The organism is Streptomyces sp. NPDC015346 (assembly GCF_043078785.1).
In the GTDB taxonomy this organism is placed as follows: domain Bacteria; phylum Actinomycetota; class Actinomycetes; order Streptomycetales; family Streptomycetaceae; genus Streptomyces.
This window is the reverse complement of record NZ_JBIBTW010000005.1, coordinates 728,896-755,602: the sequence shown is the minus strand read 5'-3', so window position 1 is coordinate 755,602 and position 26,707 is coordinate 728,896. Positions and strand designations below refer to the sequence as shown.

At 70.2% G+C, this 26,707-nt stretch carries 22 protein-coding genes; 9 read left to right on the top strand and 13 right to left on the bottom strand.

Annotated elements, in window-relative coordinates:
• Positions 1-143: 143 nt before the first annotated feature.
• The 5 genes from ACF06X_RS22405 to ACF06X_RS22385 all read right to left on the bottom strand — a co-directional run bounded on the left by ACF06X_RS22405 (position 144) and on the right by ACF06X_RS22385 (position 7,995).
• Positions 144-1,106: a UbiA family prenyltransferase gene (locus ACF06X_RS22405; RefSeq protein ID WP_392289012.1), complete on the bottom strand. Its 963-nt coding sequence runs from the start codon at positions 1,104-1,106 to the stop codon at positions 144-146.
• 8 nt (positions 1,107-1,114) lie between these two features.
• Positions 1,115-2,461 carry an NDP-hexose 2,3-dehydratase family protein gene (locus ACF06X_RS22400; RefSeq protein ID WP_392289048.1) on the bottom strand — a complete coding sequence of 449 codons (1,347 nt, stop codon included), beginning with the start codon at positions 2,459-2,461 and terminating at the stop codon, positions 1,115-1,117.
• A gap of 89 nt (positions 2,462-2,550) precedes the next feature.
• Positions 2,551-3,531, bottom strand: a complete 981-nt coding sequence (gene rfbB / locus ACF06X_RS22395) for a dTDP-glucose 4,6-dehydratase (RefSeq protein WP_392289011.1) — start codon at positions 3,529-3,531, stop codon at positions 2,551-2,553.
• The gene (locus ACF06X_RS22390; RefSeq protein WP_392289010.1) at positions 3,528-4,583 is read right to left on the bottom strand and encodes a glucose-1-phosphate thymidylyltransferase; all 1,056 of its coding nucleotides are present in this window, start codon (positions 4,581-4,583) and stop codon (positions 3,528-3,530) included. Before ACF06X_RS22390 ends, rfbB begins: the two co-directional genes overlap by 4 nt.
• A 133-nt stretch (positions 4,584-4,716) precedes the next feature.
• Positions 4,717-7,995, bottom strand: a complete 3,279-nt coding sequence (locus tag ACF06X_RS22385) for a BTAD domain-containing putative transcriptional regulator (RefSeq protein ID WP_392289009.1) — start codon at positions 7,993-7,995, stop codon at positions 4,717-4,719.
• Between the two features lie 142 nt (positions 7,996-8,137).
• Between ACF06X_RS22385 and ACF06X_RS22380 the strand changes: the two genes are divergently transcribed.
• The 8 genes from ACF06X_RS22380 to ACF06X_RS22345 all read left to right on the top strand — a co-directional run bounded on the left by ACF06X_RS22380 (position 8,138) and on the right by ACF06X_RS22345 (position 16,770).
• Positions 8,138-8,716 (top strand): NADPH-dependent FMN reductase, encoded by a 579-nt coding sequence (locus ACF06X_RS22380; protein ID WP_392289008.1) that lies wholly within the window; start codon positions 8,138-8,140, stop codon positions 8,714-8,716.
• 57 nt (positions 8,717-8,773) lie between these two features.
• Entirely contained in the window at positions 8,774-10,402 is a 1,629-nt protein-coding gene (locus tag ACF06X_RS22375) for an MFS transporter (RefSeq protein WP_392289007.1), read from the top strand.
• 181 nt (positions 10,403-10,583) lie between these two features.
• Positions 10,584-11,801 carry a methyltransferase domain-containing protein gene (locus ACF06X_RS22370; RefSeq protein WP_392289006.1) on the top strand — a complete coding sequence of 406 codons (1,218 nt, stop codon included), beginning with the start codon at positions 10,584-10,586 and terminating at the stop codon, positions 11,799-11,801.
• A gap of 55 nt (positions 11,802-11,856) precedes the next feature.
• A complete protein-coding gene (locus ACF06X_RS22365) occupies positions 11,857-12,636 on the top strand; it encodes an SDR family oxidoreductase (protein ID WP_392289005.1) in 780 nt (259 codons plus the stop codon).
• 50 nt (positions 12,637-12,686) lie between these two features.
• Positions 12,687-14,030 (top strand): FAD-dependent oxidoreductase, encoded by a 1,344-nt coding sequence (locus tag ACF06X_RS22360; protein ID WP_392289004.1) that lies wholly within the window; start codon positions 12,687-12,689, stop codon positions 14,028-14,030.
• Positions 14,031-14,083: 53 nt separating this feature from the next.
• Complete coding sequence (locus ACF06X_RS22355; RefSeq protein ID WP_392289003.1) at positions 14,084-15,190, top strand: nucleotide disphospho-sugar-binding domain-containing protein; 1,107 nt, start codon at positions 14,084-14,086, stop codon at positions 15,188-15,190.
• Positions 15,191-15,229: 39 nt separating this feature from the next.
• Positions 15,230-15,808: a dTDP-4-dehydrorhamnose 3,5-epimerase family protein gene (locus ACF06X_RS22350; RefSeq protein ID WP_392289002.1), complete on the top strand. Its 579-nt coding sequence runs from the start codon at positions 15,230-15,232 to the stop codon at positions 15,806-15,808.
• Complete coding sequence (locus tag ACF06X_RS22345) at positions 15,808-16,770, top strand: Gfo/Idh/MocA family protein (protein ID WP_392289001.1); 963 nt, start codon at positions 15,808-15,810, stop codon at positions 16,768-16,770. The genes ACF06X_RS22350 and ACF06X_RS22345 overlap by 1 nt, the downstream gene beginning before the upstream one ends.
• Positions 16,771-16,796: 26 nt before the next feature.
• Here ACF06X_RS22345 and ACF06X_RS22340 read toward each other — a convergent pair whose 3' ends face one another.
• The 4 genes from ACF06X_RS22340 to ACF06X_RS22325 all read right to left on the bottom strand — a co-directional run bounded on the left by ACF06X_RS22340 (position 16,797) and on the right by ACF06X_RS22325 (position 21,175).
• A complete protein-coding gene (locus tag ACF06X_RS22340; protein ID WP_392289000.1) occupies positions 16,797-17,783 on the bottom strand; it encodes an oxygenase MpaB family protein in 987 nt (328 codons plus the stop codon).
• Positions 17,784-17,887: 104 nt separating this feature from the next.
• Entirely contained in the window at positions 17,888-19,456 is a 1,569-nt protein-coding gene (locus ACF06X_RS22335; protein ID WP_392288999.1) for a class I adenylate-forming enzyme family protein, read from the bottom strand.
• A 99-nt stretch (positions 19,457-19,555) separates the two neighbouring features.
• Positions 19,556-20,101, bottom strand: a complete 546-nt coding sequence (locus ACF06X_RS22330; protein WP_392288998.1) for an SRPBCC family protein — start codon at positions 20,099-20,101, stop codon at positions 19,556-19,558.
• 93 nt (positions 20,102-20,194) lie between these two features.
• Positions 20,195-21,175, bottom strand: coding sequence for an NADPH:quinone reductase (locus tag ACF06X_RS22325; protein WP_392288997.1), 981 nt, complete (start codon positions 21,173-21,175; stop codon positions 20,195-20,197).
• A 197-nt stretch (positions 21,176-21,372) separates the two neighbouring features.
• Here ACF06X_RS22325 and ACF06X_RS22320 point away from each other — a divergent pair, with 197 nt between their 5' ends.
• Positions 21,373-23,013 carry an FAD-dependent oxidoreductase gene (locus tag ACF06X_RS22320; RefSeq protein WP_392288996.1) on the top strand — a complete coding sequence of 547 codons (1,641 nt, stop codon included), beginning with the start codon at positions 21,373-21,375 and terminating at the stop codon, positions 23,011-23,013.
• 118 nt (positions 23,014-23,131) lie between these two features.
• On the opposite strand, the gene ACF06X_RS22315 is transcribed toward ACF06X_RS22320, so the two are convergent.
• From ACF06X_RS22315 to ACF06X_RS22300, 4 genes are all read right to left on the bottom strand, one after another.
• A complete protein-coding gene (locus ACF06X_RS22315) occupies positions 23,132-24,025 on the bottom strand; it encodes an NAD(P)-dependent oxidoreductase (RefSeq protein WP_392288995.1) in 894 nt (297 codons plus the stop codon).
• A gap of 221 nt (positions 24,026-24,246) precedes the next feature.
• On the bottom strand, positions 24,247-24,861 hold the full coding sequence (locus ACF06X_RS22310) for an antibiotic biosynthesis monooxygenase (RefSeq protein WP_392288994.1): 615 nt from the start codon (positions 24,859-24,861) through the stop codon (positions 24,247-24,249).
• Between the two features lie 29 nt (positions 24,862-24,890).
• Positions 24,891-25,319, bottom strand: a complete 429-nt coding sequence (locus tag ACF06X_RS22305; protein ID WP_392288993.1) for an ester cyclase — start codon at positions 25,317-25,319, stop codon at positions 24,891-24,893.
• Between the two features lie 172 nt (positions 25,320-25,491).
• Positions 25,492-26,661 carry a threonine synthase gene (locus tag ACF06X_RS22300; RefSeq protein ID WP_392288992.1) on the bottom strand — a complete coding sequence of 390 codons (1,170 nt, stop codon included), beginning with the start codon at positions 26,659-26,661 and terminating at the stop codon, positions 25,492-25,494.
• Positions 26,662-26,707: the final 46 nt, after the last annotated feature.

The following is a 26,707-nucleotide window of genomic DNA, read 5'->3' as shown; positions in this document are numbered from 1 at the left end:
GGGCCGCCTGGGGGTGCCCCCCGCGGGCGCCCCCCCCCCCGGTGCCGCCCCCCCCCCGGGGGGGGGGGGGGGGGGGGCCCCCCGGGGGGCCCCCCGGGGGGGGGGGGGGGCGCCCCACCGTGTTCACGGAGACGAGCCGCCGGTCAGAAGCCGAAGTGGAGCACGTTGAAGGCCACGACGCAGACCACGGTGACGCGGAAGGCCACGACCCCGCGACTGCGTGCCAGCAGCGCGTGACCATTGCGGAGGAACGACCCGTACTGGTTCAGCCGTACGGCGATGAGCGGCAGCAGAGCGAGCGCGAACCACCAGGGGATCCAGCCCAGCGCCGCCGGCACCAGGATCACCAGCAGATTCAGCGCCGTCAGGGTCCCCAGGAAGATCTTGTTGCCGCGCTCCGACGTGAGGACGGCGACGGTGCGGCGGCCGACCGCCGCGTCACCGCTGATGTCCTTGGTGTTGGAGTAGCCGGCTATCAGCAGCTGGCCGAAGCCGAAGAGCAGCGCCTCGACCAGGATCAGCGCCGGCAGTTCGCCGACCGTGATGCCGTACGGAGCGAGCACGAACGCGGACGCGGAGAACAGCAGCAGCAGCTCCCCGAGACCGATGTAGCTGAGCTTGAGCCCCCATGAGTACTGCACGCTGAAGACCAGCAGCAGGCCGGCCACGACGAGCGCCCAGACGGGCGTGTGCGGCGCCTGCCAGACGGCCACCAGCCACCACACCGCCCCCCAGACCAGGCTCAGCTGCCCGAAGCGCTGGGCCTGCTGGACGGTCAGGTCACCGGTCAGCAGGGGCTTGCGCTTCAGCGGCCGCAGCTCCGTGTTGTCGTCGGCGAGGTAGTTCGCGCTGTCACTGCCGTCCTTGATCCCGGTCACGTCGTCCAGCGTCATGACCGCGGAGAGCACGCCGACCTTGCCCAGCGCGAAGAGCAGGACGGTCAGCAGGACGTGGCCGTCGAGCCGGGTCTCGGGCTCCATTCCCGTCCACACGATGACGAGGGCGAGGAAGAAGTCGATGACGAACTGGAACTTGACCAGTCGGGCGAAGACGCCGATCCGCCGGAGCACTCCGGACGCGGGCGGCACCTGGGTACTGGCTGCCATGGTTATTCCTAACGGTCGAGAGTCGCCGCGGCGGTGTTGAGGCAGGCGAGAAGGGACCGCGCCTGCACGTTGACGTAATGCCCGTGCCGCACCAGGGAGGTGAGCTGGCCGGGTGTGGCCCAGAGATAGCCGGGCGGCGGCTGCGCGGGAGCCTCGTCCTCGTCGGCCTCGACGATCAGATAGCGGCTCTCGGCGTGGTGGAAACGGCCGCCCTCCTCCGAGTGCACCGCCTCGTAGAGCACCCGGTCCCGGGAGGCACCGCGGACGAGGTCGAGGAAGGGCGGGCGGTCCGCACCGCTCAGGTGGCTGTAGTTCTCCGGCGTGTGCTGGACGGTCGGTGCCAGCTCGACGGTGTCCAGGAACCCGCCTTCGAACCGGGCGTGGACCAGCACGTGCGCGACCCCGCCGAAGGTGCGGGTCACGAACGCGGTGACGCCGAGCCCGACGGGCTCGATCAGCGGCTGCGTCCAGCTGGTGACCTCCCGGCTCTCCGCCTGCACCGCCACCGCCATCAGCCGGAAGTACCGCTCCGACGCGTGGTCGACGGTGGCCTCGCCCCGGATCCAGTCCTTCACCTGGGCGAGGGGGACGCGGCGTATCCGTACGTCGTGCCGGGAGCGCTCCCCGGCGATCCAGGAACGCAGCCCGGTGTCCGAATGGAGCGCGAAGCCGTCGTCGGCGTGGGTGAGCGGAGCGCAGGCCAGGACGGTGCGGGCGTCCATGTTGACGGTGTTGTCGCGGCGCAGCAGTTCACCGAGCTGTCCCAGGGTGAGCCAGCAGAAGTCCTCCTCCAGCGCCACGTCCTCCCGCGTCTCGACGATCATGTTGCGGTTGGACTTCCGGAGGAACCAGGCGCCGTGCTCCGACTGGAGCGAGTCGGCGAGCACCCGGCCCGGCCGGCCCCGGCCGGCCGGCAGGAAGTAGTCGAGGTACTTCACGTCCGCGCCCCGGTGGACCTTGGTGTAGTTGCTGCGGGTGGCCTGCACCGTCGGCGACAGCTGCAGCAGATTGGGGTTCCCGGGCTCCATCTTGGCCTGCATGAGGAAGTGCAGTACGCCGTCGAACTCCTTGGCCAGGATGCCGAGAATGCCGACTTCCGGCTGGTTGATGATCGGCTGCTGCCACTCGGGGAAGGGGCCGCCCTGGTGCGTGACGTGCAGTCCCTCGACGGAGAAGAACCGTCCGCTGCGGTGCACCAGGTTCCCGGTGCCCTCCTCGAAGGACCAGCCGTCGAGTTCGTGGAACGGGATCCGGTCGACCCGGAAACGGTTGGCGGCCGCGCGCCCGGCGAGCCAGGCGGTGACGTTCTCGGTGGGCATCCCACTGCCCTGCCGCGTACGGGCGGACAGCGCCATCCGGTCGGCCTGCCGGGCATCCTCGCGGCGCTGGAGACCCTGCCGCCCGGGCGGGCCGTACGGCGACGCCGCGGGCCGGAGCGGCGCGGTCACCGTGCGGCCATCTCGAGTGCGGACGCCTTCCACCAGCCGGGGTTGTCCCGGTACCAGGCGACGGTGTCGTACAGTCCCCGGCCGAACGGGATCCGCGGTGCGTAGCCCAGCTCCTCGCGGATCTTGGTGTCGTCCAGGGCGTAGCGGTCGTCGTGCCCCGGCCGGTCGGCCACCCGGCGGATCGACGAGGAGTCCGCACCGCACAGCTCCAGCAGGCGTTCGGCGATGGCGGTGTTGGGGTGCTCCGCGCCACCGGCCACGTTGTAGATCTCGCCCGCCCGGCCCTTGGTGAGGACGAGCTGAAGGGCGCGGCAGTGGTCGTCGACGTGCAGCCACTCGCGGATGTTGTGTCCGTCGCCGTAGAGGGGGACCTGCTTGCCCTCCAGGAGCCGGGTGGTGAAGAGCGGGATGAGCTTCTCGACGTGCTGGTACGGGCCGTAGTTGTTGGAGCAGCGGGTGATGGAGACGTCGAGTCCGTGGGTCCGGGCGTACGAGCGGGCCACCAGGTCGGACGCGGCCTTGGAGGAGGCGTACGGCGAGTTGGGGGCCAGCGGCCACTCCTCGGTCCAGGCGCCCTCGGCGATCGACCCGTACACCTCGTCGGTGGAGACGTGCACCACCCGCTCGACCCCGCTGTGCACGGCGGCCTCCAGCAGGACCTGGGTGCCGAGCACGTTCGTACGGAAGAACTCTCCGGCCGCGTCGATGGAGCGGTCGACGTGCGACTCGGCGGCGAAGTGCACCACGGCGTCGTGTCCGGGCAACAGCTCGCGCACCAGCGCGGCGTCGCAGATGTCGCCCTGGACGAACTCCAGCCGCGCGGCCGAGGACGGCAGGTTGTCGCGGTTTCCCGAGTACGTCAGTTTGTCGAGGACGGTGACGTCGGCGTCCTCCATCCCGGCGTAACCGCCGTCGAGGAGGGTGCGGACGTAGTGCGAGCCGATGAAGCCGGCGCCGCCGGTGACCAGGATCTTCATCGTGCCACCTCCACCACGGAGTCGTCCCCGACCACCAGTTGGTGGTGTGCGGCGGTACGGACCGAGGCCGACTTGCCGATCACGGAGCGGCTGAGGCGGTCCAGACCCGACACCGTCGCACCGTCGAGCACGATGGAGTCGGCGATCCGGGTGTCCCGCAGTGCGCAGTTCCGGCCGATCGAGGTGTGCCGGCCGATGTGGCTGTCCTCCACGACCGTGCCGACGCCGATGAACGCCGGTCCCTCGATCGTCGAACGCACCACTCGCGCGCCCGGCTCGATGACGACCTCGCCGGTGAGCCGGCTCGCCGCGTCGACCTCGCCGGACCGCTCGGACCTGATGGAGTCCAGTATTCGGCGGTTGCATTCCAGGACGCTGTCGACCTGCCCCGTATCCTGCCAATAGCCGAGATACTCCACGGCCTTGACCCGGGAGTCGCGGGCGACCAGCCACTGAATGGCGTCGGTGATCTCCAGTTCGCCGCGAGCGCTGGGCGTGATGGCGGCGACGGCCTCATGGATGGCCGGAGTGAAGAAATAGACGCCGATGAGCGCGAGATCACTGCGGGGGTCGGACGGCTTTTCCACCAGGCGCTGCACGATTCCGGCCGCGTCGATTTCGGCGACCCCGAAAGCGCTGGGGTCGGGGACCTTTTGCACGGCGATCTGCGCGGTCGGCCGCTCGGTGGCGAACGTCCGGGTGAGTTCGGTGATCCCCTCGGGCAGCATGTTGTCGCCGAGGTACATCAGGAAGTCGTCCTCGCCCAGGAACTCGCGGGCGACGAGCACGCAGTGGGCCAGCCCCAGCGGCCGGGTCTGGCGTAGGTAGGTGATGCGGGCACCGAACCGGCTACCGTCGCCGATCGTCTCGCTGATCTTGTCGTACTGATCTCCGACAATGATCCCGATATCGGTGATACCCGCGTCCGTGATGTTGTTCAGCACATGTTCCAGAACTGCCTTGCCGGCAATCGGAAGAAGCTGCTTCGGCGTGGAATGGGTGAAAGGCCGGAGCCGGGCCCCTGTCCCGCCGGATAGCACTAGAGCCTTCACTGGGTCCTCTCGGAGCGCGTCATTATCCGGTCACTCTCGAAAGCAATGTATCGAGCACCCAGAACGCATTGACCGATTGTCCCCGGGAGTCTGTCAGGTCGCAGATGAATTCCGCCTCGGGGCCCTCAAGGGATCAAGGAAGCAGGTTACGCAGCTGCTCTTCCGGCGTCAGTACGCCGCCCCGCCCGAACTCGGCGTCGTAGCGCGCCCCGCCCAGCGCGTCCCTGACCCGGGCCGTGACGCGGTCCACGTCGAAGCGTTCACCGGCCTGCAGCGGCGCCCGGACCGACCGCCTGGCCGCGTCGGCCGCCCCCAGCAACCGGGCGGCGTGCTCGTGGTGACCGGCCAGCGACCGCGCCCCGGCCAGACCCTCGAGGGCGAGCGCGACCGCCCGCGGATCGCCCGCGTCGCGGGCGGCGGCGTAGCAGTCGAGCTGCAGCGCCAGAGCGGCCTGCGCATCGCCGCGGCCCTCCGCGACGAACCCCAGCTCGGCCAGGATCAGCGAGGGCCTGGCGGGCTCGTAGCCCATCCGGCGGTGCAGCTCGACCACGCGGTGCAGATGCGTCTCGGCCGCGTCGAGCCTGCCCGCCCTGCGCGCCCCGAGAGCGAGCCCGATCTCGGCGAACTGCTCCCCGAACGTGTCCGACTGCTCGGCGGCGAGCCGCCTGGCGCGCTCGTGGAACTCCTCGGCGCGCGCAAGGTCACCGGTCAGCAGCGCGACCCGGCCGAGATTGGAGAGGTGGAAGGAGACGTGGAGCCAGAGCCCCAGGTCCTCGGCCATCCGCAGTCCGTCGCGGTACAGCCGCCCGGCCTGCTGGTAGTCGCCGACGACGGTGGCCAGCGTCCCGAGCGGCACCATGGCCTGGAGCTGCCCCCACTGGTCGCCCAGCTCCCGGAACAGTTCGAGGCTCTGCTCACCGTCCCGCCGCATGGCGGCGAAGTCTCCCCGCAGATTCGCGTGGAAGGTCCGGCTGTTCAGCGCCGCCGCCATGCCCCAGCGGTCGCCGAGCGACCGGAAGGTCGTCAGCGCCTGCTGGACCAGCTCCTCGCTCGCCGTCAGATCGCCGATGCCGTAGAGCGTGGACGCGAGGAACCACTGGGCACGCGCCTTTCCCTCCGGGTCGTCGACCTCTTCGTACGGCCGCAGGGCGGTGCGGTACTCCGTCACCGGGTCGGCGATGCCGCCGAGCACCAGCCTGAAGCCGCTCAGCAGGGCGGTGGCCCGGGCCGTGGCGGCGGGCGGCGCGCCGCCGATCGACAGCGCGGCGGTCAGCGACCGCTTGGCCTCGTTGTTCCGGCCGCGCAGGTACCAGTACCAGCTGAGCGCGTTCGCGAGCCGCAGCGCGCGCTCGCCGTCGCCGAGCCGCACCGCGCAGTCCAGCGCCGTCCGCAGATTCGCGGTCTCGGCGTCCAGGCGGCGCAGCCACTGCCGCTGGCCGTGACCCCGCAGGTGCGGCTCGGCCCGCTCCGCGAGGCCGGTGTAGTGATCGAGGTGCCTGCGCCGTACGTCGTCGAACTCGCCCGCCTCACCGAGGCGTTCGAGGCAGTAGGCGGTGACCGATTCGAGCAGCTGGTACCGGGGCCCGTCCGTGCCGTCGGCCATGACCACCAGCGAAGCGTCCACCAGCCGGCCGAGCACGTCGAGCACGTCCGCACGGTCCACGTCGTCGGCGGCGCAGATCTCCTCGGCGGCGTCGAGCGCGCAGCCGTCGGCGTGCACGGCGAGCCGGCGGAGCACCGCCCGCTCCTGGTCGCCGAGCAGCTCCCAGCTCCAGTCGATCACCGCCCGCAGGGTGCGCTGGCGTGCCGGGGCGCTGCGCGCTCCCACCGCGAGGAGGCGGAAGCGGTCGTCGAGGCGCGCGGCCAGCTCCCGTACGCCCAGGACCCGTACCCGGGTGGCGGCCATCTCCAGGGCGAGCGGAATGCCGTCCAGGCGCCGGCAGATCGAGACGACCGCGTCGACGTTGGTCTCGTCGAGGACGAAGTGGGGCGCCACCGCGGTGGCCCGTGCCACGAACAGCTCCACCGCGCTGAAGCGGCGCACGGCCTCCGGGCTGAGCTCGGTGCCGGGCTCCGGCCGGCGCAGCGGGGGCACCTCCTGCAGGTGCTCGCCGGTGATGCCGAGCGGTGTCTGACTGGTCGCCAGGATCCGCAGGCCGGGGGCGGCCTTGAGCAGCAGCTCGGCCAGCTCGGCGACCGGCTCGATCACATGCTCGCAGTTGTCGAAGATCAGCAGGGTCGGTCTGTCGCCCAGCGCGTGGGCGACACGGGCGGTCAGCGAGAGCGGCTCACCCCCGGCCCCCGGGCTCGGGGTGGCGTCGTCCCGCAGCCCGAGGACCGCGCCGACGATCTCGTGCGCCTCGGCCGCCGAAGCCATGGTCCGCCGGCCCGAGGCGTCCGCCCGTGCCGCCGGGGCCGGGTCGAGCGCGGCGAACTCGGCCAGCCGCACCCCGCCCGGGAACGCCTCGCCGAGCTGCGCGGCGGTCGCGAGCGCCAGTCGGGTCTTGCCGACCCCGCCCGAACCGGTGAGCGTCACCAGCCTGTTCGCGTCGAGCAGTGAGCGGACCCGGCTGATCGCCTCGGCCCGGCCGATCAGGCCGGTGAGCGCGGCCGGCACGTTCGTCGGCGGGCGGACGGCGGTGGTGACGGGGGAGGGTACGGCGGTCAGTGCCGGGTCCTGGGTGAGGATCGCCTGGTGCAGAGCCGCCAGTTCGGGGCTGGGGTCGAGCCCCAGGCTCTCGGCCAGCCGCTCGCGCAGATCGGTGTAGCTGCTCAGGGCGGCGCTCTGGCGGCCGGCGAGATAGAGCGCCCGCACATGAGCGGTGCGCAGCCGTTCCCGCAGCGGATGCAGGGCGACCAGGTCCCCGAGCTCGTCGGCCACCAGAGCGTGCTCGCCCAGCTCGAGGCGCGCCTCGGCCTGCTCCTCCAGCGCGGTCAGCCGCTGTTCCTCCAGCAGGTCGCGCGCGGCGCGGGTGAACTCCGCGTCGGCGAAGTCGGCGAACGCCGGCCCCCGCCACACCGCGAGCGCGTCCGCCAGCAGGGCGGCGCGCACCCGCGGGTCACCGGTCGCCCGCGCCCGCGTCGTCAGGTCGTGGAACCGGTCCGCGTCCACCGCGTCGGGCCCGGCCCGCAGCTGGTATCCCGGCGAGAGCGACACCACGAGGTCCCGGCCGCCCGGCTCGGCGGCCTCCAGCGCGCGCCGCAGCTGCCACACCTTGCTCTGCAGGACGCCGGCCGGGTTGTTCGGCAGCTTCGTGCCCCACAGGTCGTCGATCAGCCGGTCGGCGGAGACCGGTCGCCCCCGGTGCACCAGAAGCCCGGCCAGCAGAGCGCGGACCTTGAGTTCCGGGACCCGGACCGGCCGTCCATCCGCCGTCCACACCCCCAACGAACCAAGCACCCCGAAACGCATGTGATCACGCTAACCCGGCGCGGCGGCCCGTGACAGGGCGATATCGGCCCGGCGCCCGGCCGAGACCGGACCGAGAGGAGACCGGGAGCGCTCGCGTGCACGGTGGTGTCGTCAAGGAGCCGAGACCACGAGAGGAACCGACATGTCCGAAGCCAGGCTGCGCGTGGCCGTGATCATCGGCTCCACCCGGACCGGCCGTTTCGGCCCCACCGCGGCCAACTGGATCGCCGACGAGGCGGCCATGCGCGGCGACCTCGACGTCGACGTGATCGACCTGGCCACGGCGTGGCTGCCCGACGTACTCGGCGCCGAGGGGCCCGCTCCGCAGGCGGTACGGGACCTGTCGCCGTGGCTGGCCTCGTCGGACGCGTTCGTGATCGTGACACCCGAGTACAACCACAGCTTCCCCGCCTCGCTCAAGAACGCCATCGACTGGTACACCGACGAATGGAAGGCGAAGCCGGTCGCCTTCGTCTCGTACGGAGGGATCGCCGGCGGCCTGCGGGCCGTGGCGCACCTGCGCGGGATCTTCCCCACGCTGCACGCCGTCACCGTCCGGGACTCCGTCGCCTTCACCCGGCACCGGGAGCGGTTCGACGACGACGGCCGGCCGAAGGACCCCGCGGGATGCTCGGCCGCGGCCAAGTCGATGCTCGACCAGCTCAGCTGGTGGGGCCACATCCTCCGCGACGCCCGGGAGCGGCAGGCGTACCCCGGCTGACCCGCTGACGTACGCCGCCGTCTCGATCTCATCCCCGAATCCACCGAAGGAATCCCCATGTCATCGAACGCCCCTGCGGCCACCGTGCCGCCCAAGGCCGGGGCCCGGGAATGGGCCGGGCTCGCCGTGCTGGCCCTGCCGACCCTGCTGATCTCCCTCGACCAGAGCGTGCTGTTCCTGGCGCTGCCGCACCTGGCGGAGGCCATGGCGCCCTCCGGTACGCAGGCGCTGTGGATGATGGACGTCTACGGATTCATGATCGCCGGCTTCCTGGTCACCATGGGCACGCTCGGGGACCGGATCGGCCGCCGGAAACTGCTGATGATCGGTGCGGTCTGCGTCAGCGTCACCTCGGTGCTGACCGCCTACTCCACCAGCTCCGAGATGCTGATCACGACCCGCGCGCTGCTCGGCATCTCCGCGGCGACGCTCATGCCGTCCACCCTCGCCCTGATCAGCAACATGTTCCACGACGCGCACGAGCGCGGCCGCGCCATCGCCGTATGGGCCAGCTGCTTCATGGCAGGCACCGCGCTGGGTCCGGTGATCGGCGGGGCGCTGCTCGAGTTCTTCTGGTGGGGCTCCGTGTTCCTGCTGGGCGTCCCCGTCATGGTCATCCTGCTGATCGCGGCGCCGATCCTGCTGCCGGAGTACAAGGACCCCGACGGCGGCAAGCTGGACCTGCTCAGCGTGGTGCTCTCGCTGGCGGCGATCATGCCGGTCGTCTACGGGCTCAAGGAGCTCGCGCGGTACGGCTGGGAGCCGGTGCCCATCGCGGCGCTCGTCGGCGGTCTGATCCTCGGCGCGGTGTTCGTGGCGCGGCAGCGCAAGCTCACCCACCCGCTGCTCGACATGCGCCTGTTCAACAGCGGCGCGTTCACCTCGGCGCTGCTGATCCTGCTGTTCTCCATGATCGCCACCGGCGGAAGCTACCTGTTCATCACCGGCTTCCTCCAGATGGTCGAGGGCCTGGACCCGATGGAGGCGGGGCTGTGGATGGTGCCGTCGGCGGTGGCCTCCATCGTCGCCGGGCAGTTGGCCCCCGTCCTGGCCAAGCGGCTTCCGCTGGGCCTCGTCGTCGCCCTGGGGCTGGGCAGCAGCGCGGTCGGTTACGTGCTGATCGCCTTCGTCAGCCCGGTCGGCGGACTGCCGCTCCTGCTGGCCGGCTTCGTGATCGTCTTCTTCGGCGGTGGCCCCATCGGGGCGCTGGGCACCAACCTGGTGGTGGGCTCCGCCCCGCCGGAGAAGGCCGGTTCCGCCGCCGCGATGTCGTCGATCAGCGGCGACCTGGGCGTGTCGCTGGGCATCGCCGGTCTCGGCAGCCTCGGCGCCGCCGTCTACCGGAGCGAGATCGAGCTGCCGGCCGGACTCCCCGCGGGTGTGGCCGAGACGGCCCGAGGCGGCATGGAGGGCGCCCTCGCCGTGGCCCAGCAACTCCCCGCCGAGCTGGCGGCCGAGGTGCTGGCCGCCGCCCGGGACGCCTACACGAGTGGGCTGAACATCGTCGGTATCGCCTGCGCGGTGCTCGCGGCCGTCCTCGCCCTCACCGCGACGACCGTGCTGCGCGGTTCGGCCGGCGGAAAGGGGAAGAGCCCGGAGGAGGCCGCTCCGGGGGCCGAAGCCCCGGGACGGGACGAGGCCGGCGCATCGTCAGGGGAGAGGCTCGCGGCTCTGCCCGAGCGGTAATCCCGACCATCCGAAAGCACGGGCCCTTCGCGAACGCGGCGAAGGGCCCGTGCCTTTCTCCTCGACGCGCCGGACCTGACACACACCCCGGCACCATCTTGAGGGCCTTCGGCCGGATCCAACAGACTTCTTGAATTGGGAAAACCCGCCCCCGCCAAGGGACTCTCAAAGGAGTACGACTGTGGCCAAGTGCCGGATCTGCGGTGGCGCCGTCGACGAATTCTTCGACTTCGGAAGGCAGCCTGTTTCCGACTCTTTCGTGACGCCGGAAACGGCCGGAAGCGAGTTCTATTTCCGGCTTGCCGCCGGTGTCTGCACGAACTGCACCATGGTGCAGCTGCTCGAAGAGGTGCCCCGGGAGCAGATGTTCCACGAGGACTACCCCTACCGGTCATCGGGTTCGTCCGTGATGCACCGGCATTTCGAGGCGTTCGCCCACCGGCTGCTCGAGACCGACCTCGCCGGGGACGACCCGTTCATCGTGGAGATCGGCTCCAACGACGGCACCATGCTGAAGACCGTTCAGAAGGCGGGTGTACGACACCTCGGCGTGGACCCGTCCGCACAGGTGGGCGACTTCGCCAGGGCCGACGGCGTGCGCGTGCGCACCGCCTTCTTCGAGGACGCGACGGCGCGTGAGATCGCCGCCTCCGACGGCCCGGCGGACGTCATCTTCTCCGCCAACACCACGAGCCACATTCCCTACATGGACTCCATCTTCCGGGGGGTCGACGCGCTGCTGGCCTCCGACGGAGTGCTCGTGCTCGAAGACCGCTACCTGGGTTCCATCATGGAGCAGAACGCGTTCGACCAGATCTACGACGAGCACTTCTACCTGTTCTCGGTCTCCTCGGTGCGGGCCATGGCCCAGACCTTCGGATTCGAACTGGTCGACGTGGAGCCGCTCACGGTGCACGGCGGGTCCATGCGCTACACCATCGCGCGCCCCGGGAAGCGGTCCCCGTCGACGACGATGACGGAGCTGCTGGCGCGGGAGCGGGCACAAGGTCTGGCGAGCCCGCAGACGTACCAGCGGTTCGCGGCCGGCGTCCGGCGCAGCTGCGGCGAACTGATGGACCTGCTCAAGGATCTGCGCGCGCAGGGCCGCACCGTCGTGGGTTACGGCGCGACCGCGAAAAGCGCGACCGTCATCAACTACTGCGGTATCGGCCCGGAACTCGTGCCCTTCATCTGCGACAGCACCGAGGCCAAACAAGGGCGACTGACGCCCGGCTCGCACATTCCCGTACGGCCCCCCGCCGCATTTTCCGAGCCGTACCCGGACTACGCGCTGCTCTTCGCCTGGAATCACGTCGAGGAGATCATGGCGAAGGAGCAGGGATTCCGCGACGCGGGGGGCAAGTGGATCCTCTACGTCCCGGAAGTCCACGTCGTCTGACCACCGAAACAGCGGCAGTAGCACCCGAAGAACCACCGAAGCGGAGAAGGACAACGTGGCGAAATACTCAGGTAAGAAGGCCGTCGTCACCGGCGGCACCCACGGCATCGGAATGTCGGTCGTCAAGGCTCTTCTCGACGGCGGCGCCGAGGTCGTCCTCACGGGGCTGAACGAGAAGAACATCGAGGCGGCCCGCGAGGAGCTCGGCCCCGGGGCCCACGTCGTACGCTCCGACGCCTCGAAGCTGGCCGAGATCGAAGCGCTGGGAAAGACCGTCGCGGACACGCTCGGCGAGGTCGACTTCGTCTTCGTCAACGTCGGCTACGTCAGGTTCGGTTCGCTCGGCCAGGTGACCGAGGAAACCTACGACAAGATGTTCGACACCAACACCAAGGGCGCCTTCTTCACCGCGCAGTGCCTCGCCCCGCTGGTCAGGGACGGCGGCTCGTTCGTCTTCACGACCTCCGCCACGACGGGAACGGCGTTCGTCGGCACGAGCGTCGGGACCGCGATGAAGTCGGCGATCCGCGCGTTCTCCAAGGTCATGGCCTCCGAGCTGCTGCCCAGGGGCATCCGGGTCAACACGGTGAGCCCGGGATTCGTCCTGACGCCCTCCATGGGCCTCGTCGAGGCGACCGAGGAACACCGGGCGCTGAACATGTCGGAGGGCGAGCGCATCACGCCCATGCGGCGCTTCGGCACCCCGGAAGAGGTCGCCGCCGCGGTGCTGTTCCTCGGCTTCGACGCCACCTTCACGACGGGCGTCGACCTGCCCGTCGACGGTGGTCTCGCGCAGGGGATGGAGTATCCGCACGACGAGATCGCCCCGCACTGACCCGAAGCGGGACCACCCGCGCGCACGCTCTCACACGGAGGTGGATGTTGATGTCCGGTCGCACCAGGACCGCTGTCATCGGCGGCGGCATGGCCGGCAGCGCCGCTGCCAAGAAACTCATCGAGGCCGGCCGGGACGTCGTGATCTTCGAAGCGGCGGACGGGCTCGGTGGACGGGCCCGCTCCTGGCACCGGCCGGAGATCGAACCCGACGTCGGTATCAACCTGATGTACGTCAGCTTCTACCAGCAGATGACGGCGCTCATCAAGGAGTACGGCCTCGAGGACGAGCTCGTGAAGATATCGAGCAACGTCCACATCTCCGACGACGGCGACCACGTCGCCCTGTCGTCCGACTCGCCGCTGAGCCTGCTCAAGTACCGGCACGCGCCGCTGCGCGACCGCGTCGCCTTCCTGTTCACCACCCTCAGGCAGGTGCGCAGGAAGAAGGAGCTCGATCTCTTCGACCCCGTCAAGTCCGCCCCCTTCGACGACGGGCAGTCCGCCGCCGACTGGGGCTACCGCCAGGTGTCGCGGCGCGGCTTCGACTTCTTGCTGAGGCCGCAGATCGAGGGGTTCTGGAACTTCGCCTCCGAGGAGATCTCCGCGGTGCACGCCAGGGCGCTCCTCGCGTGGATGGGCGGTTCCGGCTTCTACGTGCTCCGCAACGGCATGGAGGTCATCGCCGAGAAGAACGCCGAGGGCGCCGAACTGCGTCTGTCGCACGAGGTGACCGGCGTCCAGCAGATCGGTGACGAGCTCCTGGTCACGGCTGCCCGCGACGGCTCCGAGCCGGTGACCGAAAGCTTCGACGACGTGGTGATCGCGACCCCGGCGCCCATCGCGGCGAAGCTCGTCGCCGGGCTGCCCGGCTCGGCGGTGACCGACGACACGCGCGCTTTCCTGGAGACCCAGCGGTACGAGCCCGCCCTCTCCGTCTCGTACCTCGTGGACGCCGGCAGCCTGCCCGCGGAGGCGCACATCGTGGCCGGCGGCGCGGCCGACCCGCCGCTGCGCAACATGATCACCTATCCGCGCCAGGTACGGGACGAGCGGGGCCGGCTCGTCGACAAGCTGCTGGTCTTCACCTACCCCGGCCGCGCCAACACCCGGCGCCTGATCGGGCTCACACCGCAGGAGCAGTTCGCCGCGGTCACCCCCCTGCTGACCACGCTGTGGCCGGGCTTCCCCGCCACGGCCGAACCGTTCCAGATCGCCGAGCGGCCGTACGGGTTCCCGATTCCGGCACCCGGCCGCTACCGCCGGTCCGTGGAGGTCCTGCGGCAGATGAACGCCCCGGTGGCGTTCGCGGGCGACTACTTCAACTCGCCGACCACGGAGGCGGCGCTGCTTTCCGGCTTCCGGGCGGCGGCGGTGCTCACCGAAGCGGGCTGACCCATGTCGCCCGGCCACCTCCCCGCTCCCGCTCAGTCCCCGTAGGAGAGACGATGAAGGTCCTGTTCATCCCGGGCAACAGCCCGTACCCCATCTTTTCGCACGCGCCCCTCGCGACGGCCGTACGCAATGCAGGTCACGAGGTCCTCATGGGCGGAATCGACTGGGTACTGCCGAACATCGCGAGCGTCGGGCTCGCACCGGTCAAGATCTCTCCCGTCTCGATGGAAGAGGTCAGCGCCTTCATGGGCGCGATGCCGGACGACCCGCTGGAGCAGCTCAAGGCGGTCGGCAGGGTCTACGCCGAGATCGCCGTGGACAGTCTGGAACCGCTGCTCGACCTGGCCGACCACTGGCGCCCCGATCTCGTGGTCGGCGGCGGGATGTTCTACACCGCTCCTCTGCTCGCGCACCACCTCGGCATCCCGTCGGTGCGCCTGGAGTGGGACCGGATCGACGCGCGTGCGTACGACCCGGGCGCCGAGGCGGTGCTCGCGCCGGTTCTCGGCGAGCTCGGCCTGGACCGGGTGCCCGGGCCGGACCTGTGGCTCGACGTGTGTCCGCCGAGCCTCCGGCCCGCGAACCCGTTGCCGGCCCGGCCGATGCGGTGGATCCCGGGGAACCCGCAGAAGCCGCTGGAGCCGTGGATGTACACCAAGGGCGACCGCCCGCGGGTGTACATCACCGCGGGCACCCGGCTGTTCAGCGGAGAGGGCCTGCGGGACATGGCGAGGAGCATCGCCGGCCTGGGCGTGGAGGTCGTCGTGGGCGCTCCGGAGAACGTCGCGGCGGAGCTGCGGGCCGAGCTGCCGGACGTGCGGATCGGCTGGGTGCCGCTCGACGTGCTGGCCCCCACCTGCGACGTCATCGTGCATCACGGCGGTGGCGGCACCGACATGACGGCGCTGAACGCGGGCGTGCCGCAGCTGATCGCCCACCCGGAATACCCGACGGAGGCGACCCGGAAGGTCGCCGAGTTCGGCGCCGCGATCCTCATCGAGTCCGGCCCTGAGCAGGACATCACCGAGGCGTGCCAGAAGCTGCTCAGCGACGCCGGGTACCGCGAGCGGGCGGGTCTCCTCTCCCGGGAGATCGCCGAACTGCCGCTGCCCGGCGAGATCGTGGGCGAGCTGGAGAAGCTCGTGGCCGCGCGGGCCTGACCGTGATCCGCGGCGGACCGAAAGAGAGGAGCCACCGCTGTGCACATCGCCGCAACGGCGATCCCCGGAGCCTTCGTCGTCACCCCCCGGCTCCTGGCGGACGAGCGCGGCAGCTTCCACGAAGGACTGCGCGCCGACAAGCTGGAGCGTGTACTCGGTGAACCCTTCGTGCCCCGGCAGGTCAGCTATTCCGTGTCCCGCCGGGGGACGCTGCGGGGCATCCACACCGTGGCGCTGCCACCGGGGCAGGCGAAGTACGTCACCTGTGTGCAAGGAGCTCTGCGGGACGTCATCGTCGATCTGAGGATCGGATCACCCGCGTTCGGCAGACACCATGTCTGCACCCTCGACGCGGAGTCCGGCCGGTCCCTCTACATCCCGGAGGGTGTCGGCCACGGGTTCCTCGCACTGGCCGACGACACCCGTATCTGTTACGTCATGTCGACGGTGTACGCCCCCGGCACGCAGATCGACATCAACCCCCTGGACCCCGAACTGGGACTGCCCTGGGCGTACTCGGAGCCACCACTGATGTCCGAGAAGGACGCCGGCGCGCGCAGTCTGGCCGAGACCGTGGCAGCCGGAGTGCTGCCCCACTGGAATAAGGCGGATAGCTGATGGAGTCGGTCCGGATGGGCGTGCTCGGTTGCGCCGACATCGCCAGGCGGCGGATGCTCCCGGCGTTCGCGGCCTGCCCCGCCACCGAGGTGGCCGCGGTGGCGAGCCGGAACGCGGAGTGCGCGCGCCGGGTCGCCGCCGAGTACGGCGCCCGCGCGGTGCACGGCTATGAAGAGCTGCTGGCGGACCCCGGGGTGGAGGCGGTGTACGTACCGGTACCGGCCGCCCTGCACGCCGAATGGGTCGAAAAGGCGCTGCTGAGCGGAAAGCACGTACTGGCGGAGAAGCCGCTGACCACGAACGCCGGCACGACGGCCGCGCTCTTCCGGCTCGCCGAGTCCCGTGGACTGGCCCTGATGGAGAACGTCATGTTCGTCCACCACAGTCAGCACGCCCGGGTGGTCGCGCTCATCGCCGAGGGAGCCATCGGCGACCTCCGGTCCTTCCAGGCCGCGTTCACCGTGCCGCGGCGGCCCGTCGACGACATCCGCTACCGCCCCGACCTCGGCGGTGGTGCGCTGCTGGACACCGGGGTGTACCCCGTGCGCGCGGCGGCGACGTTCCTCGGCCCCGAGCTGAAGGTCGTCGGCGCCGGGCTCGCCTCGGGGGCCGGATTCAGGGTCGACACGGCCGGCGCCGTACTGCTGCAGTCGCCGGACGGCATCAGCGCACAGCTGACCTTCGGCCTCGACCACGCCTACCGCAACTCCTACGAGTTGCAGGGCAGTACGGGACGGATCACGCTCGACCGGGTGTTCACCCCTCCTGCCGACCACGTTCCGGTGGCCGTCGTGGAGGGGCCGTCCGGGAGCCGCCGCATCCCGCTGCTCCCCGACGACCAGGTGGCCAACACCGTGGCCGTGTTCGCCGAAGCCGTACGGGCCGGTTCCGCACCGTACGAGGAGGTCCTCCGCCAGGCGCGGCTGCTGGACGACGTCCAGCGCCTGGCCGCTCAGAACTGAGACGGCCAGGCGCACCGGCGGACGGCTCACTCCCCGGTGTGCGCGCCCGCGGCGTGCGCACCGGTGGTGCGAGCGCCGGTGGTGTGAGCGGGCCCCAGGTCCTCGATCCGGTAGTCGCCCTTGGGGAAGCTGGGGGTCGGCAGCGGGTCGGGGTAGGCGGCTTCGGTGCGGGGCGGCTGCCGGCGTACGTAGGCGGAACGGGCCTTGAGGGCGGCGTCGACGGCCAGGCACAGCAGCCGTGACGGTTCGCGGACACCGAAGGCCCGCCGCATGTGCGGGCCGAGCAGCGCCGGCATTCCCGCCCGGGCGAGCCGGCGGGCGGCCGGACGCCACCGCTCGGGCACCTGTCCGACCATGGGCTCGACCACGGTCGGCTCCAGCGCCCGCCAGAGCTTCGCCGCCTCGGGCGAATAGACGAAATGGGCCTCGACGTAGTCGTCGTGGAAGCGTGCCATCTCCTCGTACGAACCGGGGATGTCCTTGAGGCCCATGAGCTCGCCCTGCTCCTTGATGTGCAGGTACGCCGCGACCTTCTCCTGCCGGCTGGTCGGACGCCAGGCGTAGCGGTCGACCCAGCGGACGGGCCCCAGCATGCTGGTGGCCAGCACGAAGAGGTACTCCTCGTTGCTGATGCTCCACTGCTGGTTCTCGTCGCTGATGTGCTTGACCGCGTTCTTGTGAATGCGGTTCATCTGCCGCACCGCCGCCTTGCCCCGGTCGTCCTTGAAGCCGTGCCGGACCATCTGCATGGCGATGAGGCCGAAGTGCTCCATCCTGCGCTGGGTGTTGTCCGTGATCTCGCCGGTCCGTACCAGCAGCGCGGCCATGTGCGGCGGGGCGACGCTGTTGGCGAAGGCGAGAGCGCCGGCGACGCTGAAGTCCCACGGGTACTCGTAGCCGATGCCGAGCCACCAGATGTGGCTGTACTTCTCGTCGACGTCCATGGACTCGATCTGCTTCAGCCGCGCGTACCTCGGCTCGGCGCGCCGTTTCGTTCGCGTATCGGGAGTCATGGCGGTGTTCCTCTCTCGGGGTTCCTGGTCGGTCATACGAAGGCGGCCGGCCCCGATGCCGCTCGGATCGGGGCCGGCCGTCACGCCGTCACCGGGTCACGCCGTCACGCAGACGGGCTCTGGGCCCGCAGCTGCTTGATCAGTTCCAGGCGCTTGATCTTCGTCGTGGCGGTCTGCGGCAGGTCTTCGAGGCGCCACAGGACGGGTTCGGCCAGCGGCGGCAGGTCGGCGACCGCGGACCGCCAGGCGATGGTGTCGAGGGGCTTGTTGTCCCGGGTGGACACCACGGGCACCGGCAGCCCGTCCGGGCCGGGCACGATGATGACCTCGGTGAGCTCCCGCATCCTGCCGAAGAGCTTGTCCTCGACCTCGAGCGTGCTGTCGATGCCGGGAATCTCGTCCACCTCGCGGTCCAGCAGGTGCAGACAGCCCCACTTGGTGCGGTAGCCGACGTCGCCCATCCGCCACCAGCCGTCGTTGACCTGCTTCTGCCACCGCTCGTGCTCACCGAGGTAGGTGACGATCCGTCCGTCGCTGCGGACTTCGATGAAGCCGGGCGAGGACTTGCTGGGCGGATTGCCGTCGCGGCTGACCACCCGCACCCCGGTCATGCCGGGGAACGGCGATCCGACGCACCGGCCCTCGGCCTCGGCCCCGCGCTTGTGGCTGTACGTACGGCCGGCGATCGGCCCCACTTCGCTCTGCCCGTACATCTGGATGAACAGCGCGCCCTTGCGGCGGGACGCGCCGAGCAGGCTGTGCACCGTACGCGGGTGGATGGCGTCGAAGGTGCTGCTGAAGTACTTCACCCGCGCCAGGGGTGCGCGCGGGTCGTCCACCAGCTCCTCCCACCGCATGAACGAGTTCGGGTGTGCCTCGATCAGCCCGGGCGGTACCTGTGTGAACAGCTGGGCGACGCTCTCCGGGTCGTCCTCGGCGAGGATGAGCAGCGGGTGCCCCTGAAGGATCGAGATGGGCATCGCGGTGAACATCCGGGAGTGCACGAAGGAGACGTGGATCGCCACCGGCTCGTTCGCTCCCACCAGTTTGGCGACCGTCCCCTGCGGGCGGTAGCGCGCCTGGAAGGTCCGTCCGGTGTGCACGGCCAGCTTCGGGACACCCGTGGTGCCGGAGGTGTGCGTGATCAGCGTGGGGTGGTCGGGGGAGAGCTGTGCCGGCGCGACGCGCCGAACACCCGCCAGGGAGGCGAGCTCGGTCGCCCCCTCGTGGGTGCCGGTGGTGAGCAGCAGCTTCCGGGAGAGTTCGAACACCTCGGCGGGCAGGTCGTTCTCGAGCTTCGCCTGGTCGGTGACGAGATAGGGCAGGTCCACCCGGCGCAGCAGTTCGGCGACCGTCGCGCCGTCCAGCTTCGGTGACAGCAGGACGGGTACGGCCCCGATCCGCGCGGTCGCGCAGGCGAGCAGGGTGATGTCGAAGCCGTTGGTCTTGTGGATGACCACGCGGTCGCTGGTGCGGACTCCGGCGGCCCAGAGCCGGGACGCGAAGTCGTCGACCAGTTCGGCCACTTCGGTCAGGGTGAGGCGGCGGCCGAGCTGCGGTGCGATGTCCAGATCGTGATCGAGGATCACCGGGCTCGCGGGGTGCTTCGCGGCCGCCCTCTCGAAGAGTGTTCCCAGGCCAATGCCCTTGTTTCCGATGCGCTGCAGAAACATACACACATCCCTCGTCTGCGTGGTGTACCGTCAACCCGGGCCGTAAATCCCGACGTCGGGGCTTCGAATTCTGATTCGGATTCGGACGGAATTCGGAATTCAGGCCGCTTCGATGATGGTCTTTATGCGGCCGAGTGTGGCGTCCAGGTCCTGCGCGATCTTCGAAGTCCATTCGTCGATGAACTTCGCGCGTTCCGCCTCGTCGAGGTCCGCGACGATCTTGTGAATTCCCGCAGTGGCCGTGGCCATACGGAAGTGATGCACGAGCACGGCGCCGTCGCCGTCCTCCGCGGGCTCGATGTCGAAGCCCCAGACGCTCTCCTGGTCGTCACCTGCGTGCGAGAGCATCATCCAGCGGAACGTCCGGCCCGGTTCGGCGGCGGTGACCCTGGATTCGGTGTGCCAGACGCCTCGGACCAGCGGAGCCCAGGCGACGACTTCCTCGCTGCGCAGATTCTCGCCGCGGAACACCGAACCCACAGCCGCGGGCGCGCCGGAAATCCATTCGCCGCCCTGGCATTCCGGGCTCCACTCGCCGCTGCGGGGAAGGTCGCTCACCACGGCGTAAATCTCTGACGGTGCGGCCGCGACGTGAATGTCGGCGCGGAGTTCGAAAAGTGGGGAGTTCTCGATGATGGAGGTCATTGGAAAAGCATCGCAGTGGCCGGCGCAGGCCTGTCAAAGATCGGTTCAGGGTTGGTCAGGTCGAGAACGGATCAGGTTCGGATCCGGTTCGGATCAGGTTCGCCCGGTGTGGAGCACCACCTTTCCGGTCACCTTTCCGGATTCGACGAGCCGGTGGCCTTCCGCCGCGTCGCTCAGTGCGAGCGGTTCGACGGCGCGGGGGCGCAGCAGGCCGTCGGCCAGGAGACCGTTGATCCCGGTGGCCGCCTCGGCGAGTTCGGTGCTCGACGCCTGGGAGATGGCGAAGCCGACGACGGAGCAGTCCTTGACGTACAGCGACCCGACCGGCAGTACGGGACGGGTCGTCAGACCGGACAGCACGACGACGCGCCCGCGGCGGGCCAGCAGCTCGACGGCGGTCGTCAGCTCGTTGCGGGCCGAGGTGTCCACGTAGACATCGACTCCGTGCGGTGCCACCGCGCGGATGTCCTCGGCCACGTGACCGCGCCGGTAGTCGACGACCTCCGCGGCCCCCAGGCCACGTACGTACTCGGCCGTCTCCGCGCTCGCCACGGCGATGACGCGAGCCCCGGCCCGCGCGGCCATCAGCACCACCGCGCTCCCGACGTTGCCGGCCGCGCCGACGACCACGACGGTCTCTCCCATGCGCAGCCGCCCATGGGTGAACAGCGCGAGGTACGCCGTCGCCGCCGGGTGGGCGACCGCCACCGCGTCGGAGGGCTCGACGCCGTCCGGCAGCCGGTACAGCCGTTCCGCGGCGACCACGGCCTGCTCGGCGGCGGCCCCCTGCCGGCCCTCGTACCCCAGGCTGTTGCACCACACCCGGTCACCGACGGAGAAGCCGGACGCCCCGGCGCCGACCGCCGCCACCGTGCCGACGAGGTCGCGGCCCACCACGAACGGCAGCGGGACCGGTGTGCGCCAGGCCCCGGAACGTACGAACGTGTCCACATGGTTGACGGCGGTGACCGCGACGTCGACGAGCACGTCGGTCGGCCCCGGGCGGGGAGTGGGCAGTTCGCCGTACCGGATGACGTCAGGTGGCCCGAACTGCTCGATGTAGGCGGCATGCATGCCTGGATCCTGTCCCGGCCGAGCCCCGGGCCGCACGGCCGCAGGGGGAATGTGTCAGCTCCCGGCCCGCTCTCCTCGGACCGCCGGGGCTACCTGACAAAGATCGCGGATCTCTGTACGGGGAGAGGCGCCGGCGTGGGCAAGCTGGGGGAGCCCTGGGGACCTCGGGCTGTTTCTCGCCAGAAATGGAGCTTTCCGTGAGTAAGTTGAACAGACGACGATTTCTGGCCGGCACGGGCGCCGCTGTCGCGACGTCCGGCGCCGTCGGGGCCCTCGGCGCGACCGCCGCACGGGCGGCCGATCCGGCCTCCCTCGCCGAGGCGACGACGACCGTCGCCCCCGTTCCCACCGTGACCCCGGCGGACGCCCGGTACCCGGACATGGTCTCGGGGGCCAACGCCCGCCTGGTCGGCACGCCGGAGGCCGTCAAGTTCCCCACCACGACCCAGCAGGTCGTCGAGGTCGTACGCCAGGCGGTACGGGACAAGAAGCGGGTCGTGGTCCGCAGCGGTGGCCACTGCTTCGAAGATCTCGTCTTCAACAAGGAAGCCCAGGTCATCATCGACCTGCGGCAGATGACCCAGCTCGGTTACGACGACACGCGCAAGGCGTTCTACGTCGACCCCGGTCTCCAGCTGCTCGACGTCTTCGGCAGGCTCTACAACGGCTGGGGAGTCACCATCCCGGCCGGCGGCTGCTACAGCGTGGGTGTGGGCGGTCACTTCACGAGCGGCGGCTACGGCGTGCTCTCGCGCAAGCACGGCCTCGTCAGCGACCACCTCTACGCCGCCGAGATCGTCACCGTGAACAAGTACGGCGAGGTGCGCTGCGTCATCGCCACCCGCGAGCCCACCGACCCCAACCGCGACCTGCTGTGGGCGATCGCGGGCGGTGGCGGCGGCAACTTCGGTGTGATCACGCGCTACTGGCTGCGCAGCCGGGGCGCCACCGGGGCGCCGGAGAACCTGCTGCCGAAGCCGCCGGCGCGCCTCTACTACTACGAGGTCGGCTGGGACTGGGACAAGATCTCCGAGGCGGGTTTCAAGCGGCTGCTCCGGGAGTACGGCGAGTGGTCCAAGCTCCACGACGACGTCGGCTCGCCCTATCTGAGCATGGGGCACTGGGTGTTCCTGCAGCACAAGTCGTCGGGACCGATCATTCTGGTGGGCCAGCTGGACGCCGACATCCCGGACTCCAAGAAGCTGCTGGACGATTTCATCGGCCTCATGAGTACCGCCCTGGGCACCGAGCCGGTCTTCAACAACCTCAAGCACCTGCCGTACATGAAGGCGACCTCCTACGGCACCACGGCCGGCGAACCGCTGACCAACCCCAATATGCGCACCATCCACAAGTCGGCCATGATGAAGTCGGGCTTCCCCGAACGACAGATCGACGTGCTGTACAAGCAGCTGACGCGGCCGGACTACGACAACCAGTACACGTACATCGTGCTCCACACCGCGGGCGCCGAGATCAACCGGATGAGCCCGACCGAGACGGCGTCCTCGCACCGTGAATCGCCCTTCGTGATCTTCTACGAGTGCTACTGGCGCAATCCGGAGGACGACGTCAAGAACATGACGTGGATGAAGGAGACCTACCGGGACGTCTACGCCGACACCGGCGGCGTACCGGTGCCGAACGACGTCACCGACGGCGTCTACATCGGCTACCCGGACCGCGACCTGAGCGACCCCAACTGGAACACGTCGGGGGTCCTGTGGTCCGAGCTCTACTACAAGGGCAACTACGCCCGGCTCCAGCAGGTCAAGGCCCGGTGGGACCCGACGAACTTCTTCCGCCACCGCCACTCGATAGAACTGCCCAAGAGCTAGGGGACGTCGCCCCACGCGCGAACCGCTGACGCGACGAGAGGGTCGTACGGGACATCCCGTACGACCCTCTCGTGGTTCCGCCCGAGAACCTCCCTCAGGACCTCACCGCTTCAGCGCCTCACCGCTTCCTGAAGTGCTCCACCAGGCGCGCGTAGCTGTCGTTGGCGTGACCGTCGGCGACCGCCTTGGCCACCAACCCCAGCGTGTAGTTGGGGAACTCGTCGTCGATGCCTCGCGCGCGACTCTCCTTGACCAGGTCCTCGACCGACGGCAGATGATGTTCGAGCGCCCCGAACGGCGTCGCGAACTCACCGCTGTCGACCTCGCCGGCGATCATCGGGAAGATGCCCGACAGGGCGGAGATGGACGCTCCGGCCTGCTCCAGGAAGTGCTTGACCTCGATGCCCTCGTCCGTCAGCAGCGCGGCCGCGTGCAGGAAGCCGTTCAGTGTGCCCCACATGGTGCCGTGCACGGCCATCCCGTACAGGCTGGGGACGCCCGCGTCGGCCGAGACCAGGGTTCCGCGGCCCCCGAGGAGCCCGAGCGTGGACCGGTGGCGGTCGTACACGGTGTCGGAGCCGCCGTAGAAGACCACCGTCTCCGGCTGTCCCACGCCCGGGGCGATCGTCATGATCTGCCCGTGCAGGTACCCGACCCCCTGGCCCGTGGCCCACTCGGCCACTTCCCTGATCTCGGCCGACGTCCCGTCCGTCAGGTTCACCACCGCCTGGCCGGAAAGAGCGTCACCCGCCAGTTCCAGGATGTCGCGGGCGGCGGCGTTGCCCTTCACGCTGACGACCACGAGCCCGCTCGCGGCCACGGCGTCACGGACGCTCTCCGCCCGCCGCGCGCCCTTGGCGACCAGCGCGTCGGCCTTCTCCGGGGTGCGGTTCCACACCGTGGTGGGGTGCCCGCCGTCGAGAAACGCAGCCGCGAGAGCGCTGCCCATCTCCCCAAGTCCGATCACCGACACGCCCGGTCGGGCGCTGTTGTTTCCCGAGGTGGTGGTCATGAATGCTGCCCTTCTCCAGTCGCCGTGGCCCGCTCTTCCCAGGGACACCGCACTTGTCGATCAACAAGGATGCTGGAAACTCAACTACGCGGGCCGGTCCATGTCCGGGCCTCGAGCCGAGTTTGTCATCTCCGCGATACGACACTCAGGGCGTTACGACACTCAGCACTCAGGGCGTGACGACACTCAGCGCGTGACGACACTCAAGGGCGATACGACACTCAGGACCGCGGCACCACCGTGGTCAGGACGACCTCGAACTCCTCCAGGCTCCGGGTGACCACGCGGGCCTTCGACGTCGTCTCGCCGCGGACCTCCGCGAGCGTGCCGCGGGAGGCCGCGAGGGAGGCCTGATCGTCGAAGAGCGCGCCCACGGCCGCCCGGCCCCGTGCGCGGTCGACGAGCAAGGAGGTGCCCGCCAGGCCCGGGACGCCCTCGATCTTGGGGAGCGCGATGTTCTTGAAGGTGTCCACCAGGAGGTCCACGTCGGACGGGTCGAGCTCCATGCGGACCCAGCGGAACCGGGCGTCCGGGCCGGGCGATTCCGCGCGGCGGGCCACCGGTGCCTCCCAGTTGTCGACCGCGACGGTCCGGGCGAAGGGGGCGAGCAGTTCGCTCCGCCGCTCACTGAGGCGCTCGAAGCTCGCGTCCCGGGATTCCTCGTCCTCCCACCACGAGCCGATCAGGAGCTTGCCGAGATCGCGGTCGACGAAGAGGCCCATGCCGCGGAAGCCGGGCTGTTCGGAGAGCAGTCGACGGCCTTCGGAGCTGAGTGCCTCGGCCACGCCGTCGAGCTTGGCCGGGTCTCCTGTGCTGTAGATCGTGCGTACGTACATGTCGCCTCGTCCTCTCGTCCGCAGCCCCTCTACGCCTCGGGCAGCAGGCCCAGTTGGCCCAGGAACTCCATCTGGTCGAAGTAGAGCCGGTAGCTCACGATCCGGCCGTCCGCGACCTGTGCGATGTCGACGCCGCGGATGCGGATCTCCTTGCCGGTGGCCGGCAGGGTCTCGCCGGTGGGCAGCTCGATCGGGCCTGTGTTCCGGCCGCTGAAGACGCCCTCGTCGATGGCCGTGTCGCCGGTCTCGAAGGTGTAGAGGGGCGTGAAGGAGGCCTCCGTGATCGCGTCGGTCATCGTCCGCCAGTACGCGACGACGGCCTCGCGTCCCTCCAGCTCGCCGGCGTCCGGGGTGACCGCCTCCGCGTTCTCGGCGAAGAGTTCGGCGACGGCCTCCATGTCCGGTTTCGTGGTCACCGCCTCGGTCAGACGGTCCATGAGCGTGCGTGCCTCTCCCATGATCCACCTCCAGGGTTCGGATCCGGGTGATGTGCGATTGTCCGGCTTCACTCAATTTTCCCACCGTGGGGCCGTGCCCGGGAGTCGATCGTCACCACGGTGGGAAAGGCGAGGTCAGCGCCGTTTCCCGACCGGCTTCTCGGGTTCTGCGGTGACCTTCTACGGTGACCTTCTACGGTGACCGACGAGGAGCGGGCCGGGCGCTGAGGCCGGTCTTCGCGCCCGCCCCGCACAGCGGTACGACGGTCAGGCCCGGCCGTGGCGCCGCGCGTACCGCAGCCCAGCAGGCCACGCCGGTCGACTCGACGAACAGGCCGCGTCTGGCCAGATCCCGTTGGGCCGCGTGGAGCTGATCCTCCGTCACGGTCAGGAAGGTCCCGCCCGACGCGCGTACCGCACGCAGGATCTGGCGCGCGCGGGGCGGGTTCGGGATCGCGATGCCCTCGGCGAGCGTGGGGCGCGCGGCCGCCGGCGCGAGGAGGTCGTCGGCGCCCGCGTGGAAGGCCGCGGCCAGCGGGGACACCGCCTCGGCCTGGACGGCGACCAGGGGCGGGCGGGTCTCGACGAGACCGTGGCCGTACAGCTCGTCCACCGCCAGGGCGGCCCCCAGGAGCAGGGTGCCGTTGCCGACCGGGACCACGATCGTGTCCGGGAGCCGGCCGCCGAGCTCCTCCCAGAGTTCGTAGACGTACGTCTTCGTGCCGTGCAGGAAGTGCGGGTTGAACACGTGCGAGGCGTAGAAGGTGCCGGGCTCGTCGGCGGCCGCACGGGCCGCCCGCGCGGTGGCCTCCCGGTCGCCGGGGACGAGCGTCGGCAGGGCTCCGTGCGCCCGGATCTGCTCCAGCTTCTTGGGGGAGGTGCCCTCCGGTACGTAGACGGCGCAGTCGAGCCCCGCCCGCGCGCAGTACGCGGCGATGGCCGTTCCCGCGTTGCCACTGCTGTCGGCGAGGACGCGGCGCACCCCGCCGGCCCGCGAGAGACGGCGGGCGAGCTCCGCGAGCATGACCGCGCCGCGGTCCTTGAAGGACAACGTCGGCATGAGGAAGTCGAGTTTGGCCGAAACCGAGCCAGTGGCCGAGCCCGTGGCCGAGCCCGTGAGCGGGACGAGCGGCGTGCGGCCCTCGCCGAGCGTCACATGAGGGACCTCGGTCGCCAGCGGCAGCGCCTCCTCGTAACGCCACAAGGAATTCACACGTGACGCGAGAGATGTGAGTGACATCGGCGCACTCATGAAATCCAGGTCCCAGGGGCCGCGGCACCGCGGACAACACCAGGTGAGGGCGTCCGCGGGGGCGCGCACGCCGCATCGGGGACACACATAGGCCGTCATGGGACTCAGCATGGCAGCCGTGTGGCGGGCGTGTTGCGGGGCGCTCAGGACCCTTGTG